Here is a 17,042-nt window from a genome sequence, read left to right on the forward strand (position 1 = left end):
CCAGTTCAAACAAGCATGAAAGTGCATCGAGCCCTGCCGAGGGCACGGCAGAGCGCCCCGCCCCCGGGGAGTCGGGGGCGGGGCTGAGGACGAGGTCGGCGTCGCTGTCCGACAGAAGAACGACGCCGACCTCGACCTCGGGTGGGGCCTCGCGCGCCTCAGGAGTGGAAGACGCGCGCGGCCTCGTGAAGCGTCAACCGCAGTCGACCGCCTCGTAGCCGGTCACGATCTGCGTGGTGATCGGACCGGATCCTGTGTCGCCCGTCGCGGTCACGGTGACCTCGCCGGCCGGGATGCTCGCGGCACGGGTCGCGAAGGACTGCTGGGCCGACTTCTCGGGAGCCACGCCCGCGAAGGTCTTGCGGCCGTGGGGGGTCTCGACGACGACGTCCACGGGGACGTCCTCACCGTTGACCGCCCGAACCGTGAGCGTCGTACGCCCCGCGACGCACTTGGCGGTGACCGTCGCCGTGACGGCGAGCTCGGGCTGCTCGACGTCGGGCACGTCGAGGAAGATGCCGCCGATCACGGCGTTCGGGCCCGTGGCCTTGTCGGCCTTGACCCGGACCGAGGACTCGATGCGGTAGGTGAGCCACACGCCCGCCGCGTTGTCCGCGACCGAGAACGCCGGGTAGAGGACCGAGCCGTCGGCCCGCAGGACCTGGACGTCCTGCGTCCTCGCCGTGTCGTGGCTGTTGACGTAGACCGACAGGTCGTAGACCGAGCCCTCGGGGACCGTGACGTCGACCGCCGCCCCGGCGCCGAACCAGGTCGATGCGCGACGCGCGGCGCCGTCGGGCGGGACCTGGAGCGCCGAGCGCTTGCTGGTGCTCTGCTCCCACGTCCAGGCCTGCGTCCCCGTGACCGGAGCCACCGTGACGCCCTGGGGCAGCTGCGTCCCGATCTGAGGGATCGCGTAGCCCGCCGTGCCGTACTTCCCGATCCAGTCACCCTGGGTCGAGGTGTCCTGACGAGGTGCGCCCTCGGGCGGGACGCCGACGCCGGACCCGACGGCCTCGAACACGTCGAGCGTCATCGACCAGTTGACCCCGGGGTTCGAGCGGAAGACCAGGTAGACGTCGTGCGTCCCGGCGGGGGCGGTGATCGGCGTCGGGTCCGTCTCCTTGAACGTGAACCATCCGCCCGTGCTGTTCACGGGCGTCGTGGCCACGAGCTGACCGGTCGGCGAGCCCAGACGCATCTCGATCCGCCCGCCTCCCTCGGGACCGGCCGACACGCGGTAGCGCACGGCGTCGATCCCCTGGAAGTTCATGTCCTCGTAGCGCAGCCAGTCGTCGTCCTGGATGTCGCCCACGTACTGACCGAGCTCGGCCGCCGCGTTGTTCTCGACCGCGACCCCCTTGACCTCGTCCCAGTAGTGCGCCTGGAAGCGCGTGGGGCGGTAGACGTTGGTCGCGCTCGTCGTGATCGGCTGGACGCCCGCGGCCCCGCCCTTGTCGGTGTAGCGCGCGTCGATGACCCAGAACGCGTCCGCCTCGAGGTGTCCCTCGTCGAGGATCGTCGAGGCCTCGCCCTCGCACGCGTTGACGGGCAGCGTGGGGTGCGCGTGCTCGTCGTGGCCCAGGGCCGGCTGGACCGTGACGTCCTTGCAGTCGATCTGGCCGTCCTCGGCGTCGCTCACCTCGACCTTCCACGGCAGGACGTCGTTCCAGCGGAAGAAGCTGCCGTTCGGCGGAGCCGTGATCGTCACGACCGGGCTCGTGTTGCCCACCACGATCGGGACCGTGGCGGTACCCGTCTTGGCGGACTCCGTCTTCTCCGTGACCGTCAGGCGCGCCTCGAAGTTGCCGTTGGTCGTGTAGACGTGGGTCGGGTTCTGCTCGGTCGAGGTGCTGCCGTCGCCGAAGTCCCAGGCGAACTCGAGCTCGTCGCCGTCGCGGTCGACGGTCCCCTCGCTCGAGAACGTCACGGACAGCGGGGCGAGACCGGTCGTGACGTCGGCCGTGGCCTGGGCCGTGGGGGCCCTGCCGTCAGCCGCGTAGTCGACGCGGTACAGGCCCGAGTTGGGGTTGTCGCGGCCGAAGCCGCCGCCCCACTCGAGGAGGTACAGCGCGCCGTCGGGCCCGAACTGCAGGTCGAGCGGCGAGAGGAACTGCTGGCTCGAGAGCACCGGGTTGATCGCGAGCAGCGAACCGTCCGCGGCCAGCGGGAACTCCTTGATGAAGTTGCGCCCCCACTCGAAGAACAAGGGCGTGCCGCTGAAGTACTCGGGCCACTTGCGGTCCGAGTCGAGCGCCTCGTCGAAGTGGTAGACCGGCCCGGCCATGGGCGCGCCCGCGCCGCTGCCGAGCTGCGGGAACTCGGCCGAGGCGCCGTACGAGTAGTAGACCTCGGCGGGGACCGACGGCGGGAGCTCGGTCAGGCCGGTGTTGTTCGGGGAGGTGTTGACCGGGTTGGCGCAGTCGAACTTCGCACCCGACGTGCTCGTCACGAAGTCGAAGTCGTTGTACGCGATGTTGTTCGCGTGGCAGTACGGCCAGCCGTAGTTCCCCGGGGCCTTGATGGACTGCCACTCGACGTAGCCCGCGGGGCCACGGTTCGGGTTGGCGCTGCCGGCGTCGGGCCCGTAGTCGGCGAGGTAGACCGTGCCGTCGACGTCGACCGTGAAGCGGAACGGGTTGCGGAAGCCCATCGCGTAGATCTCGGGACGGGTCTTGTCCGCGGTGTCCTCGGCCTCGGGGAAGAGGTTGCCCTCGGGGACCGAGTAGGTGCCGTCCGGCTCGGGCGTGATGCGCAGGAGCTTGCCGCGCAGGTCGTTGCTGTTGGCCGACGTGCCCTGGGCGTCGAAGTGCGCGCGGCCCGGACGCTCGTCGATCGGGGTGTAGCCCGAGGACTCGAACGGCACCACGTCGTCGCCGACCGACAGCCACAGGTTGCCCTGGCCGTCGAAGCGCAGCGTGCCGCCCGTGTGCCCGATCTCCTTGTCGTCACGGCCGGCGGGGATCTCCAGCATCACGACCTCGGAGTCGAGCTTCATGGTGTTGCCCTCCATGGTGAAGCGGGAGAGCCGGTTGACCGAGCCGCCGTCCTGGGGGGAGTAGTAGAGGTAGACCCAGTCGTTCTGCTCGAACTGCGGGTCGAGCGCCAGGCCGAGCATGCCGTCCTCGCCGCCCCCGTACACGGGGATCGTCGCGGCCGTCACGGTGCTCTTGAGCTCCGGGTCGTAGATCCGGACCTGGCCGCGGACGAGCTCGGTGAAGAAGACCCGGCCGTCACCCGCGACCGCGATGCCCCAGGGGGCCGAGGTGTTGGTGTCGAGCGGCACCTTGTCGAAGTTGTCCCACACCGTGCCGCCGCACGCACCGGGCTCGACGCCCGCCGCGTAGCGGATGCCGCCGAGGGCGTGCTTGCGCACGTTCTCCTCGCTGTACGACGACTTGGCGTGGCCGACCGAGGTGACCCAGGTCCGGCCGCCCTCGTAGTCCGAGCACCACGTCACGGGGTGGTCGAGCATGCGTCCGGGGGTCGAGGTGGGGACGCTCGTCGGGTCGAGCTGGGCCAGGACGTGCTTGTCCCCGCGGACCGACTTGGTGAAGCCGTACCACTCCTCGTTGCGCTCCCAGCGCTCGGGCAGGTCGGCGGTCGACGGGTGCTCGCGGTCGACGACGGTCATCTCGCCCGGCGTCCCGGCCGCGGAGTGCGCGGTGAACTCGGTGCCGATGAGCGCACGGTAGAACGGGAAGCCCGGCTCCATGTCGAGCGGGTTGTGCATGGCGACGACGCCGCCGCCCCCGCGCACGTACTTCTCGAAGGCCTTCTCCTCGGCCGGGTTCCAGACGTCCCCGGACGCCTGAGCCAGCACGATCACGTCGAAGTCCGCGAGGCCCTCGTCGGTGAACAGCGTCGAGTCGGTCGCCTGGACGACCTCGAATCCGCCCGCCGCCCCGAGCTCGTCCCACATGGCCTTGGCCTCGGGGACCGAGTCGTGCACGAACCCGGCCGTCTCCGAGAAGATCAGCGCCTTGAACTCCGGGTTCTCCGGGTGCTCGTGCCCCTCGTGGGCGACGGCCGGTGCGGTCAGCACCCCGGCCAGTCCTGTCGACAGTGCCAGGCAGGCCGCGATGGCTGCCCCTCTGCGCGTTCTCATCTGTGCTCCCTCATGTCCGCTCCGTTGCGTCGGGCCCCTGCGATCTGTTCATACGGCGATCTGGCAACTTTTGATCGATGGTCGTCAGAACGTGATCGTGATGCTAGTGTCAGCGGCACCACATTGCAATACTGGTCAGTATGGTGAAGACGTGCAAGGCTGCATGGCCCGAGGGAATCTCAACGATGAGGCCCGCAGAACCGGATCTCAGACCCGCACCGACCAGTACGTTCCTATCCCGATGGAGGGGTCCCATGCCACAGATCGGAATCGGTTTCCACACCGACGCCTTCAACTCCAGCCACAAGTCGTTCGAGCAGGCGTTGGCCTGGGCGCAGGAGAACGACGTCCACTACATCGAGCCGGGCGTGATCGAGGGCGCCTGCTGGATCCACGGGCTCGGCTACTTCCCGCACATCTCGCTCCTCGAGGACCCGGCGCTGCTCCGCAAGAAGATGGAGCGGTACGGCGTCGAGTTCTCCCAGATCGACGCGGCCTACCCGCTGTCCGGCCGGGACGGGCTCACGGTCGGCGTCCCGTACGTCCAGAAGGCCATCGCCTGGGCCGCCCTCGCGGGCTCTCCCCGCGTCGCGACGACCGACGGGCTCCACAAGCCCGAGGGGCTCGAGGACCGCGAGGCCCTCGACCTCATGAAGCGCAGCTACGGCGAGATCATCCGGGTCGCCGAGGCGCACGAGGTCGTCGTGACGATCGAGGTCCACGGGTACTTCACGACCAGGGCCGACTGGCTCGCGGAGATGCTCGCGTTCTGCGGGGACTCGCCGTGGCTGCGCCTGAACCTGGACACCGGGAACACCTTCATCGCCGGCAACGACCCGGTCCAGTTCGCCGACCGGTTCCTCGACAAGATCGACCACGTGCACATCAAGGACGTCTCGCAGTCGCTCGCCGACGCCGTCCGTGGGGGCGCGACGGGCATCGCGATCAGCCACGTGGCAGCAGGGGACGGCGTGAACGCCGAGAACATCCGGCAGATCCTCGCGAAGCTCAGCGACAACGGGTTCGACGGCGTCCTGAGCATCGAGTGCGAAGGGCAGGGCGGGCCGATGCTCGCGGACTCGTTGTCGTGGCTCCGCAAGGAGATCGCGGCGGCCGGGTTCACCGAGCGCGTGCCCGCGTTCGCCTGAGCTCCCCCGGTCGCGCGTCGGCAGGTGCGCGACGGGGACCGTCCCGTTCAGTACCGACGAGTATGGAAGGAGGTAGGGTGGCGTCATGCCGACGTCCTCGCCCACTGTTGCCAAGCCCGACGAGCTCGCGCTCGCAGCGTTCACGCTGTTCTCGACGCGAGGCATCGCCGGGGTCAACATGGACGCGATCGCGGCGGGCGCCGGGGTGACCAAGGGCAGCCTGTACTGGCACTACTCCTCGAAGAAGGAGGTCGTGCTCGCAGCGTGCGGGGTCTACTACCGCCAGTGGCGAGAGGCGATCACCGCCGCGACGGAGCAGTCGACCGGCGCGTTCGCGAAGGTCGAGGCCGCCGTGGAGTACTCGGTGCGCAGCTGCCTGCTGGACGATGCGAACCGTGTCTTCACGATGGAGATCGTCGCGCAGGCGCTCTACGACCAGGACGTCCGCGTGAGCTGGGCGGGCTTCCTGGACGAGGCCGAGCGGTACTTCCTGGGACTGGCCCATCGCGCGGTCGGTGCCGGAGAGCTCGAGTGCGACGACGTGGACAGCGCGGTCAGCGTGATGTTCTCCGCGATGGAGGGCATCAAGCAGATCTCGTTGTTCCGGCCGCAGTCCTGTGCGCCGGAGAGCGAGCTCCGGATCAGGGCCCAGCTCCTGTCGCTCCTCGGCACGCCCGTCCCGGGGCGTCCCGGGAAGGCCCCGAAGGCTTAGCGTCCCCCCGCAGGCCCTGAGAACAGGACCTGCACCTTCTCCCGGCCGGGCTCGGTGTCGAGCCCGTGGCCCGGGAGCACCCTCGAACACCCCGTTCGACGCGGCGTACCCGTTTCCTGCCGGGCGGCTCGCCGCTGCCGTCATCACCCCGTTCAGCACCACCGTTCAGCGCATCCATCAGACGACGACGTCTCGATCATCAGGAGCAGGAAATGCGTTCTTCTCGAGTTCTCATGGCAGGGGTCGCGACCGCGGCACTGCTGTTCACCGCTGCGTGCACCACCGACGCCCCCACCGACGCGGTCCCCGAGGCGGGGGGCACGGCCTCGGAGGAGGCCGGGGCCGACGAGTCCGGTGCGAACAGCCAGTGGTTCGTGCAGGCCGACTACGAGCGCCAGCTCGCGCAGCGCTCGGCGGTCCCCGAGGGCCCGGCCGACCAGCCGGGTTCGTGCAGGCCGACTACGAGCGCCAGCTCGCGCAGCGCTCGGCGGTCCCCGAGGGCCCGGCCGACCAGCCGTGGCTGCAGGCGATCGACCCCGAGTACGTGGACACCGCGCAGTACGCGAAGGAGGGGGGCAAGAAGCTCTGCTTCTCCAACGCCTCGCTGTCCAACCCCTGGCGTGTGACCGCCTTCATCACGATGCAGCAGCAGGTCGAGGTCCTCAAGGCCTCGGGCGAGATCTCGGAGTTCCGCGTCTCGGACGCGGCCGACGACGACAACAAGCAGATCACCGACATCCAGGCGTTCGTCGAGGCCGGTGACTGCGACGCGATCATCATCTCGCCCTCGACCACCGCGACCCTGACCCCGGCGGTCGAGGCGGCGTGCGAGAGCGGCAAGCCCGTGATCGTGTTCGACCGCGGCGTCAACACCGACTGCATGGTCACCTACATCCACCCGATCGGTGGCTACGCCTACGGCGCCGACGGCGCCGAGTTCCTCGTGGACAACCTCGAGCCCGGCTCCAAGGTCCTGGCGCTGCGCGTGCTGCCGGGCGTCGACGTGCTCGAGAACCGCTGGGCCGCCGCGGACAAGATCTTCTCCGAGAGCGAGATCGAGGTCGTGGGCCAGGAGTTCACCGGTGGTGACGGCGCCAAGATCAAGGACATCGTGACCTGGATGGACGCCGGCGACGGCGCCGTCGCGGCGGTCGAGGCGTTCGAGGACGCCGGCAAGCCCTACCCCGTGTTCATGGGCGAGGACGAGCTGAGCTTCCTGCGCAAGTGGCAGGAGACGGACATGACCGCGCTCGGCACGGTCTACTCGACGTTCCAGTGGCGTACGCCCGTGCTCGCGGCCCAGAAGATCTGGAACGGCGAGCAGGTCCCGGTCGAGTGGGTCCTCCCGCAGTCACCCATCACCGAGAAGGACCTCGACAAGTACCTCGAGGCCAACAAGGACATGCCGTCGCTGCACTACGCCAAGTTCGGTGGCGAGGACCTGCCCGGCTACCCGGAGGCCTGGTCCGACCGCTGAGCCGTCACCTCTCGAACGGAGCACACCCGCACCGCCCCGTCCCTCGACCGACGTCGAGGGACGGGGCGGTGCGTTCACCACCAGGCCCGCTTGAAGCCTGCGGCCTCGGCCTCCTTGCGGTTGTCGAAGCACACGTCGGCGACGACCTCCTTGAAGTTCCACTCCTCACCCCGCACGTAGTAGACGTTCGTGGCGCCGTCGGTCGTGCGCAGGAAGAGACCCTTGACCTTGCAGTCCTTGGGGATCGGCTTGGTCGTCGGAGCCGGAGTCGGAGCGGGCGTCGGTGCAGGCGTCTCGGGAGGCGCGGGCTCGGCCGCGACGGGCGGCGCCTCCTGCGTCGGGGTCGGCGTCGGGCTCGGCGTGGGCTTGGGCTTGACCGGTGCGGGGACGACGGGGTCGCGGGGCGGGGGCAGCGTCGACCCGGTGGGGAGCGGCTCGCCGGGGCACGTCGAGAGGACCGCGACCATGGCCGCCTGCTCGGCGGCCGAGACCCGCAGGCCGTACGTGTACTTGACCGCGACCTGGCGGGCGACGTAGGCGCACCGGTAGGGCTCGGCCGGCGGGAGCCAGGCCGACGCGCTCCCGTCGCCCTTCTGCTGGTTGAGCGTGCCGTCGACGACCAGGAGGTTGAGCGGGTCGTTGGCGAACGCCTCGCGGCGCGGTACGTCCCAGGACTGTGCGCCGTGACGCCAGGCGTCGGTCAGGGGTACGACGTGGTCCACCTGGACCGCGCCCGACGACAGCGGCCCGCGCTCGAACGCGATGTCCTTGCCGCTGTACGGGTCGGTCAGGAGCCCGGTCATGACCACGCAGTCTCGCGTCCCGGGCTTGAAAGAGACCCCGGACAAGGACCGCGCGAGCGCGTCGTTGCGCGTGTCGCAGCCGTTGCCGTCGGTGTCCGCGAAGCGTGTGCCGAACGCGTCGGACGAGTACCCCGCGACAGGGTTCGGCTCCTCGACCTCGAGGAGCGCGACCGTCGCGAGAGCGCTCTGCGACGGTGCCGCTGCCGTCACCTTCGCGACGTCGAGGGCCGCGAGCTCGAGGACGGCCGAGTTCGCGACCTCGATGTAGTCCGGGGTGCTGTCCTCGGGCGGCTCCTCGACGGGCGTCGGGGCGCTCGACGGCTTGGCGACCACGGCTGGCGGTGCCGGGTCTTCACCCTGTCCTGCGAGGGCAGCTGCGCTGCCGGCGACCGCGACGACCAGCACGGCGGCCCCGACCCAGAGCGCGGGCCTGGAGAGAAGCCCCCGCTGGGGGGCGGGCCGACGCGCTCGGGTGCGCTGCGCCGTCGGGCCGGACGGGTGCGGGCCTGCGGCGTGCGCCGACCTCACGGTCCCCGCCGCCGGCGGAGGCGGCACGGGGGGCAGCGCACGCACCGAGGACGCCGGCGCGTACGTCGCGGGCTGCTCCTCGACCGATGGCCTGACCTCGGCGAACGGGGTCGCGGGCTGGTCCTCGCGGGGGAGCGCGGCGCCCACTCCGAGAGGCAGGCGCTGCGTGCTCGCGGGCAGGGCCGTGGGGCGCGTGTGCTGGGACCAGCGGTCGCCGTCGAACCACCGCTCGGTGCCGGCGGCCGAAGGATCCGGGTACCACCCGGGAGCGGTGCGACCCATCAGGCCTCCTGCTGCTCTGGCCGCCTGCGAGCAACCCTCCGGCGGCGTCCTGGACCGGCAGGGCGATCGAAGATTAACCGAGGGTGGAGCACGGCGACGAATCCGTCCGGCCCGACGGCGGAGCGCGCCCGGGCGGTCGTCTCGCCCCGGTCGCGCGGGCGCCGATGCTCAGGCCGTGGCCGACACCTGGACGGGGCCGCGCGGCGAGGCCACCGGCTCCGGTGCCAGCAGGTACCGGCGGAGCGTGGCGAGCATCCGGTCGACCTTCTCGACGTCGGCGGAGTACCGCACGCGCCGTCCCTGGCGGGCCTCGCGCGGTTGGTCGGCGCGGACCAGGCCGTGCCGTTCGAGCCGACCCAGGACGTGCAGGACGGACTGCTGGTGGGCCCCCGTCGCGAGGGCGAGCTGACCGCTCATGAGACCGCCGTGGGTCGTGAGCTGCCGCAGCACCGCGCGGGTCAACGGGCTCGTGAGCTCGTCGATGACGGACTGGACCGCGTCGTTCTCCGGGTCGGGGACGTAGGCGTAGCGCGACATGGACTTCTCCTCGGGGTGGGGCCGCCGCGCCGCCCGGGGGGACGGGCGACGCGGCGGCGGCGATGGGCTACCCGCAGGCGGCCGGCTGGAAGGGGGACTCGACGACGGTGGTGCCGCCGCCTGACCCCGTGGCGGTGGTCTCGACGATCCCGGTGGCGTCACCGGCCTCGCGGACCCGGAAGGTCTGCGACGCGGACCGTCCCGGCGCGACCCCGACGAACGTCTTGGTGCCCGCGGGAGTCCGGACGACCACGTCGAGCGGTACCTGCTCGCCGTTCACGACGCGGACGGACAGGTACTGGACCCCGGCCGTGCACTTCGTGGTGACCGTCGTGCCGATCGACAGGTCGGTCGCGAGCCCGGGGTCCGCGGCGCCCGGCGCGAGGGCCTGGAGGCTCGAGAGCCCCGGCCCGCCGGCAGCCCACCCGTCGACGGTCAGGGCGACGTAGCGCGTGGTGGCTCCGACGTCGAGCGAGCCGCGGACGGATCCACCCTCGATCCGGCCGACGTCCGTGAACGTCAGACCGTCGTCGCTGACCGAGACCGTCGCCGCCGGGGCGTCCCCGTCCCAGCGCGTGACGACCCGGCCGACCTCCTGCGCGGCGCCGAGGTCGGTGACCATGCGTCCCGTGGCGGAACCCGGCGACCAGGCGGTCGACGGGTCGCCGTCGACCGCGAGCGACGGCGACGTCATGCCCGACGGGAGCACCGAGGCCGGGAACGTGAGGGTGCTCAGGGCGTGGTCCGCCACGGGGAACGGGGTCGCTCCCCGGAATCGGAGCGTGGTGGGCGTCGCCGTGCCCGGGACCGCGACCTCGCGGGCGTCGCCCGTCTCGGCGTTGCGGACGACGAGCGAGACGGGGGCCGCCGAGGTGAGGACCACGGTGCGTGCGTCGGTGACGTCGGCCTCGAACGACGCGGTGACCTGCGAGACGTCGAGCGTCGCACGGGGTGCCAGGACGACCGCGCTGCCGGCCGGGACGCTCACCTCGACCAGGGACCCGGCGGCGGTCACGCGCTGCGTGCCCGGGTACAGGGCCGCCGTCGAGCCGTCATGAGCCACCGCGACCGTCGTGGTGACCGGCGCGCCGGTGAGGTTGAAGACCGACAGGTAGCCGTCCAGGCTGCTCACGAGCGTCCCGGGCGCGCTGCTCGTCGGGACGGCGCGCGCGGCCTGCTGCGCGGTCGCCGCCGCGTCGCCGACCACGGCCTCGACGAGCCGGGGGCCCGTCGCGCCGTCGGCCAGGCGCACGACGTGCTTGGCGTCGCCCGAGCGCGAGACGGTGACCGGGGCGTCCGTGCCGCGGACCACGAACCCGCCCTTGCCCTCGATGTTGATCCAGCCGCCCTGCGAGCGCAGGACCTCGTTGCCCTTCTCCTCGTGCCGCCCCGCGTCGTGCCAGGTCGTGCCGTCGGTCGAGGTCTGGATCACGTACACGTCTCCGGCCGACGCCTCCCAGCCCAGCTCGACCCGGGACACGTCCTGGACGGTGCCGAGATCGATCTGCACCCAGGAGTCGGGCCGGGTGCGGTCCGTGCGCGAGACGGCCCAGCGGGTGTCGGCCTTGCCGTCGGTGACCGCGGTCGCGGGCTTGCCGTCGTCGGCGCTCGACGCGGTGGCGGGCCTGCCCGCCGCGAGGTTCGTCGACCCCTGCGGGCCGAACGCGCGCAGGTGGTAGAGCGAGTACCCGTAGTCGGCGTTGCCGCGGACGCCCTGCATCCGGACGAAGCGCGCGGGGGCGGGGGAGGACCCGTCCGCTGCCGTGAGCTCCACGGTGTCGAGGCGCGCGACGTTGGCGTCCTGGGCCGACTTCCCGTAGCGGGTCGCGACGGTCCAGGTCGTGCCGTCGAGCGAGGTCTCCACGGTGTACTCGGCGCCGGCCGAGGCCTCCCACGCGAGGCGCACCGAGGCCAGGGTCCGCTCCTCGCCCAGGTCCACCTGGACCCAGGAGTCGGGGCGGGTGCGGTCGGCCTTGGAGACCGCCCACCGCGTCGTGGGGCTGCCGTCCGTGACGCGTGCGGCCGTGCGGCCACCCTCGGCGTCCTGGCTCGACGCGGTCGCGGGCTTCTTCGCGGCCAGGTCGGCCGCCCCGTCCGGGCCGTAGGCGTGGAACGCGTACATCGAGTACCCGTAGGTCGCGTTGCCACGGATGCCCTTCATCCGCACGTAGCGGGCCTGGACCTGGTCGAACGGCAGGTCGTCGACGCGCGCCGCGTTGGCGTCGGCCGGGTCCGTGGCCGGGACGACGGGGTTGGCCGCGGTGACCTCTCCGTCGGACGTCGTGTAGGTGCGCGACCCGTCGAGCCCGTCGTACCCGCCCATGTCGAGGTTGCGGACCGTCACGGTCCCGTCGGTGGGACCCGCGCCCGTCGAGGCGTAGATCGCCGACCCCGTCGGGAGCGTCACCTGGCCCGCGTACCCGTCCCCGATCCGGAAGACCGAGGCGGTCCCGTCGAACCCGTCCCTGGCAGCGGTCGAGACGTCGACCGACCGGGCGCTCACCTGGGCCGATGCGTTCGGGTAGAGGAAGGGCGAGCTGCCCGAGAGGTGGAAGAGCCACGAGTCCTGCTCGGGGACCCAGGGGAACTTGACGAAGCCCTGGCGGCTGACCGCGCCGGCCCAGGCGTTCGCGGACTGCTGGACGACGAGGCCTGGGCCCGCGCCGAAGTCGCGGACTCCCGCGAGGCGCTCGAAGAGCTCGTCGGAAGGGGTCGGGACGACCGGACCCTCGGGGGACTCGGCGCTCGCGACGTGCAGGAGGTAGGAGATCGCGATCTCGGCGCGCGCCTCGGGCTCGTACTTGGCCTCGCCCGAGAACTTCGTCAGGCGGTAGACCGGCGCGTACATCTGGTAGTCCGCGAGAGCGTCCGCGAGGCTCGCCTCGGCGCGTGCCGCGTCAGGGTCACGCAGGACCTGACCGAGGAACGCCACGGGCAGCACGTCGCGGCCGTAGAGGAACTCGCGGTCGTTGACCATGGGCATGAACGGCTCGCCCTGCTCCGACATGACGAGCTGGATGGACCGCCACAGCTCCGCGGAGTTGGGCTGCTCGAGCAGGATCTCCGGGATCGGCTCGCCGGCCAGGAGGAAGTGGATCGCGTTGCGCGCCCCCGAGCGCCACACGTCCGACTGGTAGTGCGGCCCGAACGACCCGTGGTTCTCCACGATGTAGGTGTCGTAGATGTTCTGCATCGTGTTGTCCGAGACAGGAGCGCCCGCCACGACCGCGGGGTTGTTCTTGTCGGCCGTCGGCTGGCCCGCGGCGTTGCGCCCCCAGGTCGCGAGCTGGTCGGCCCAGCGGCCGGCGTCGGGGTCGTCGGGCGCCCAGGCGAGGCCCGGTGCGAGGGCCTGCGTGTAGACGCCGACCTCCTCCTGCGCGGTGTCGCCCTTGTACCCGCCCGTGGGCCAGTGGGCGTTCCAGCCACCCGACAGCGGGTCCTGGGCGAAGTTCAGGTCGGCCGCGTAGCGCGACTGCTCGGTCGCGATCGTCGTGAGGTTCGCACGCGTCGTCGCGTCGAGGTCGTCCCACAGGAGGCGGCCCGCGGCGAGGAAGTACGACTGGAAGGTCGACTCCCAGAACAGCTTGCGCCCCCAGGTGCCCTGGGGGTTCACGAGGCGGTTCGACGCCGCGTAGTGCGTGATCGTCGAGAGCGTGTGCGCCTTGAGGTCCTCGCGCGAGATGCCGGCGAGCTCGGCGTCGTACTCGCCCTGGGTCACGAGCACGGCGTTGCCGAGCACGACGGCGAAGTTCATGTCCTTGAGCTGGTAGACGCCTGCGGCAGGGTCGTAGACCGACTCGACCCAGCGGGTGTGGCGCAGCAGCGCCTCGTAGTACTTGGCGGCCGTCTCGTCGGGGGCGCCGTAGGCCGGGGCCGTGGATGCGGTGCTCGCGCCGGCGGTCGCGGGCACCCCGGTCGCGGATGCCGTGGTCGTGAGGCCCGCGAGGAGGAGCGAGCCCGAGGTCAGGGCGACGACGGCGGTCCGGAGCGCGCGTCGACCGGGTCGGCGCGAGGGCCGTGGCTCGGGAGCGCGGTCCGCCCGGGGACGGAGGGGCGTGCGGTGCATGGTCGGCTGCTTCCTGCGTCGTCGTCGACGCATCGGAGGGGTGGAGCCCCGGGGGCGGGAGGGCGGTCCCGCCCCCAGGGTCGTGCTCACTGTCCGCAGGTCACCGCCGCGTGCTCGACGTCGGTGACGGTCTCGCGCACGTCCTGCGCGTCGCTCGGCCGCGCGGTCACGGTGACGCTCCCGGCCTCGACGTCCGCGGACCGGGTCGAGAAGGTCTGCGCGGCGGACCTGCCGGGGGCGACCTGCGAGAAGGTCTTGGTGCCCCACGCCGTCGCCACGACGACGTCGAGGGGGACCGAGTCGTCGTTGACCATGCGGACCACGACGGCCCCGGTCCGGCCCGTGCACTGCGCCCTGGCGCTCGCGACGACCTCGACCCCCCGGTCGACGATCGGCTCGGAGGTGCCGACCGCGAACAGGTGCATCACGCCCTTGTCGGTCCCCTGCGGCAGGATCACCGACTCGATCGTGCGGGTCGGGTCGACCGACACCGGCACCGTCCCGAAGACCTTGGCCTGGGTCGTGTCCTTGGTGCCGTTGGCCTTGTTGCGACCCGTCGTGGTCACGACCGGGACGTTGCCGAACTGGTAGGTGGTCCCCGGGGTCCAGTCCGTCAGCTCGACCTGGACGTCCTGCCGGGTGCCGTCGGTGTAGACGACCGTCGCCGTGCCCTTGGCCGGCCCGTTGGTGGCCAGGCCGAGGAACGAGATCTTCTCGACCCGGACGCCCATCGGGACGCTCTGGCCGTGGGGGATCCAGTTGTCGGGCGCACCCGGCGCGGCATCCGGCCAGGTGTAGGTGACTCCCGTCGTGCCCAGGGGGAGGCGAGCGCCGGGAGTCGCGCCGGCCGCGGCAAGGTCGGCGCGGGACAGGGTGTTGTCGGACGCGTCGATCGAACCCGTCGCGCCCTTGCCGTCCGTCGTCGTGCCGATGTTGTTGAAGACGTCGCTCCCGTCGGTGAACGACGGCGGGACGTCGGCCTTCCCGGTGCCCCAGGTGCCCGGGGTCGAGCGCATGGTGAGGTCGAGCGTGCCGCCCTGCTGGGTGAAGGACTCCGGGAGCCACGAGGCCGAGGACGTGACACCGTCGACCCGGAGCGAGTCCACGTAGCGCGATCCGCTCGACGCGCCGGGCGCCGTGAGCGAGATGACCCGGGGCGCACCGTCGGCGACCCGGCTCGTGATGGTGACCTGGTCGAACGCGGGCGAGGACACGAGCAGCTCGGCGCGACCGAAGATCGCCGGGTAGAGGCCGAGGTTGGACCAGACGAACCAGGACGAGAGCGAGCCCAGGTCGTCGTTGCCGGGAACGCCCGTGGGAGCGGTCGTGAAGAGCTCGGACCGAGCCCGGTCCAGGGCGTCCGTCGTCTTCGCGGGCTGCTGGAGCCAGTGGTAGACCCAGGGCGTCGAGGTGCTGGGCTGGTTGCTCATGTAGGCGTACGGGGTGTTGTAGACGCCTGCGTCGAGCCGCGTGAGGTGCTTGTCGAGATCGGCCGTGACCTTCTCCACCCCGCCACGCTTGGCGATGAGAGTGCTCATGTTCTGCGGGACGGCCCAGCCGTACTGGTAGCCGGTCGCCTGGTCGAACTGGTTGCCCCGCTCACCGAGGTTGAACGCGCGGTCGAAGCCGTTGCGACCGCGGGGACGGATCTCGCGGGTGACGGGGTCGAACACGTTCTGCCAGTTCTGTGCGCGCTGCATGAACCGGTCGTACGCCGCGTCGTCGCCCAGACGCTGGGCGAGCTGGGCGATCGAGAAGTCGTTGGTCGCGTACTCGAGCGTCGTCGAGGTCGAGACGGCGTTCTTCGCGTTCTCGACGAACCCGAGGCCCGCGAACTGGTACCCGTTGTCGCGCTTGTTCCGCGCGGGGTCGAGAGGAAGGGCCTGCGAGGAGACGAGGTGCGCGAGCGCCGCCTCGCGGTCGTAGTCGGTGCTGCCGAACGCGTCGATGACCGAGAGGACGGTCGGCAGGGAGTCTCCGCTCATCTTCTGCTGCGCCACGCCGAGGTGCGGCCAGTTGGGCCAGTAGCCCGACTGGTCCACCAGGTCGACGATCGACTGGTTGATGTCGGACGCGACGTCGGGGAAGAGCATCGCGACGAGCTGTGCCTGGCCGCGGTACATGTCCCAGCCGGAGTACGTCGCGTAGTGGTGGCGCCCGGGTTCCACCTGGCGGACCGTGCCGTCGTAGCCGAAGTACTCGCCGTTGACGTCGTCGTAGGTGTTCGGGTGCAGCAGCGAGTGGTAGAGCGCCGTGTAGAGGGTCACCTGCTCGGCCTCGGTGCCCCCCGCGACGTCGATCGTGCTCAGGGCGTCGCGCCAGGTGGTCTCCGCCGAGGTGCGCGCCTCGTCGAACGTCACGTGGCCCGCCTCCGTGGTGGCGTTCTCCGCGGCGTTCTCGATGCTCACGTAGGACAGGCCCGCCTTGACCGTGACCTCGGCCCCGTCGGGGAAGGTCACGAAGACGCCCGCGCCGTGCCGCTTCTGTGCGGACGCGCTGGTCGAGCCGACCGTGACGTCCCCGCCGGTCCAGGTGCCGGACGAGACGATCGGCTGGTCGAACGTCGCCGAGTAGTACGCCTTGTAGCGCCCGCCGCCCTCGCAGACCGGCGCGGTCTCGACCCAGCCGGAGATCGTGCTGCCCTCGATGGTCACCCCGCTGCCGAAGACGCTGTTGTTCGAACCCGTGGTGTTGAAGATCAGGGTCGACGAGTCGGCGTCCGCGGGGAAGTCGAAGCGGCTGATCGCGGTGCGGGTCGTCGCGGTGAGCTCGGTGGACACGCCGTTCGCGAGGTCGACCGAGTAGTACCCGGGCTCGCCGACCTCGTCCGCGTGGTCGAACGCGAGGTAGTAGGGCTTGACGTCGGTGCCGGGGGAGGACGGGAGAGCACCCTGGGAGGTGAGGGGGCCCGCGTAGGGCAGGACGGGAAAGTCGAACGCGCCGTTGCGGTTGACGCATCCCGTCCCGGACAGGCGGTTCATGCCGAACCCGCGGATCTTGTCGGCGCTGTACTCGTAGCCGCCACGCATGTCGCCGTCGCGGCTGCGGAAGGTCGTGGGGCTCGACTGCACCATGCCGAAGGGCACCGTCGCGCCCGGCCAGGTGTTGCCGTACGCCGCGTTCCCCTTGTTCTGGGAGAAGTCCTCGGCGGTACCGATCCAGGGATCGACGGCAGCGAAGGGGTCGAGGTTCACGAGGTCGGCGCCGGCGGCGGGCTGGGCCGTGGCGGCGCTCGGGGCCGTGAGGCCGAGGCCCGTGACGAGGGCCGCCGCCGCGACCAGCGCGGGCAGACGGCCGCGGGTGCGGGAGGGGGAGGCTGGGACGGGCAAGGGACGTGTCCTCTCGGGGGTGCTGCCCACCCCGGGGCGCGCCCGGGAGCGG

8 protein-coding genes are annotated in these 17,042 nt (G+C 71.4%); 3 read left to right on the forward strand and 5 right to left on the reverse strand.

The genetic code is table 11. From position 1 onward, the window contains the following. Window positions 1-193 precede the first annotated feature (193 nt). Window positions 194-4,108 carry a ThuA domain-containing protein gene (locus tag ASE15_RS16905; protein ID WP_082618533.1) on the reverse strand — a complete coding sequence of 1,305 codons (3,915 nt, stop codon included), beginning with the start codon at window positions 4,106-4,108 and terminating at the stop codon, window positions 194-196. A 254-nt stretch (window positions 4,109-4,362) separates the two neighbouring features. Between ASE15_RS16905 and ASE15_RS16910 the strand changes: the two genes are divergently transcribed. The 3 genes from ASE15_RS16910 to ASE15_RS16920 all read left to right on the forward strand — a co-directional run bounded on the left by ASE15_RS16910 (window position 4,363) and on the right by ASE15_RS16920 (window position 7,445). After that, window positions 4,363-5,256, forward strand: a complete 894-nt coding sequence (locus tag ASE15_RS16910; protein ID WP_056764557.1) for a sugar phosphate isomerase/epimerase — start codon at window positions 4,363-4,365, stop codon at window positions 5,254-5,256. Between the two features lie 85 nt (window positions 5,257-5,341). Next, window positions 5,342-5,968 (forward strand): TetR/AcrR family transcriptional regulator, encoded by a 627-nt coding sequence (locus ASE15_RS16915; RefSeq protein WP_056652752.1) that lies wholly within the window; start codon window positions 5,342-5,344, stop codon window positions 5,966-5,968. A 448-nt stretch (window positions 5,969-6,416) separates the two neighbouring features. Beyond that, on the forward strand, window positions 6,417-7,445 hold the full coding sequence (locus tag ASE15_RS16920; RefSeq protein ID WP_369800635.1) for a substrate-binding domain-containing protein: 1,029 nt from the start codon (window positions 6,417-6,419) through the stop codon (window positions 7,443-7,445). A 74-nt stretch (window positions 7,446-7,519) separates the two neighbouring features. Here the strand turns inward: ASE15_RS16920 and ASE15_RS16925 are convergent, their stop codons facing one another. The 4 genes from ASE15_RS16925 to ASE15_RS16940 form a co-directional block, all read right to left on the reverse strand. Continuing rightward, window positions 7,520-9,058 carry a DUF1524 domain-containing protein gene (locus ASE15_RS16925; protein WP_056764558.1) on the reverse strand — a complete coding sequence of 513 codons (1,539 nt, stop codon included), beginning with the start codon at window positions 9,056-9,058 and terminating at the stop codon, window positions 7,520-7,522. Window positions 9,059-9,226: 168 nt separating this feature from the next. Next, complete coding sequence (locus ASE15_RS16930; RefSeq protein ID WP_056652743.1) at window positions 9,227-9,595, reverse strand: helix-turn-helix transcriptional regulator; 369 nt, start codon at window positions 9,593-9,595, stop codon at window positions 9,227-9,229. Window positions 9,596-9,662: 67 nt separating this feature from the next. Next, window positions 9,663-13,661 carry a discoidin domain-containing protein gene (locus ASE15_RS16935; protein ID WP_056764559.1) on the reverse strand — a complete coding sequence of 1,333 codons (3,999 nt, stop codon included), beginning with the start codon at window positions 13,659-13,661 and terminating at the stop codon, window positions 9,663-9,665. An 86-nt stretch (window positions 13,662-13,747) separates the two neighbouring features. After that, window positions 13,748-16,990: a GH92 family glycosyl hydrolase gene (locus ASE15_RS16940; RefSeq protein ID WP_200960569.1), complete on the reverse strand. Its 3,243-nt coding sequence runs from the start codon at window positions 16,988-16,990 to the stop codon at window positions 13,748-13,750. Window positions 16,991-17,042 lie beyond the last annotated feature (52 nt).

It is taken from the genome of Oerskovia sp. Root22 (assembly GCF_001429135.1).
GTDB classification, from domain to species: Bacteria; Actinomycetota; Actinomycetes; order Actinomycetales; family Cellulomonadaceae; genus Oerskovia; species Oerskovia enterophila.

What these genes read in the sequence shown, in the direction of transcription:
- ASE15_RS16930 (WP_056652743.1), bottom strand. Translation starts at nt 9,595, where the DNA reads ATGTCGCGCTACGCCTACGTCCCCGACCCGGAGAACGACGCGGTCCAG.
- ASE15_RS16910 (WP_056764557.1), top strand. Translation starts at nt 4,363, where the DNA reads ATGCCACAGATCGGAATCGGTTTCCACACCGACGCCTTCAACTCCAGC.
- ASE15_RS16925 (WP_056764558.1), bottom strand. Translation starts at nt 9,058, where the DNA reads ATGGGTCGCACCGCTCCCGGGTGGTACCCGGATCCTTCGGCCGCCGGC.
- ASE15_RS16915 (WP_056652752.1), top strand. Translation starts at nt 5,342, where the DNA reads ATGCCGACGTCCTCGCCCACTGTTGCCAAGCCCGACGAGCTCGCGCTC.
- ASE15_RS16935 (WP_056764559.1), bottom strand. Translation starts at nt 13,661, where the DNA reads ATGCACCGCACGCCCCTCCGTCCCCGGGCGGACCGCGCTCCCGAGCCA.
- ASE15_RS16905 (WP_082618533.1), bottom strand. Translation starts at nt 4,108, where the DNA reads ATGAGAACGCGCAGAGGGGCAGCCATCGCGGCCTGCCTGGCACTGTCG.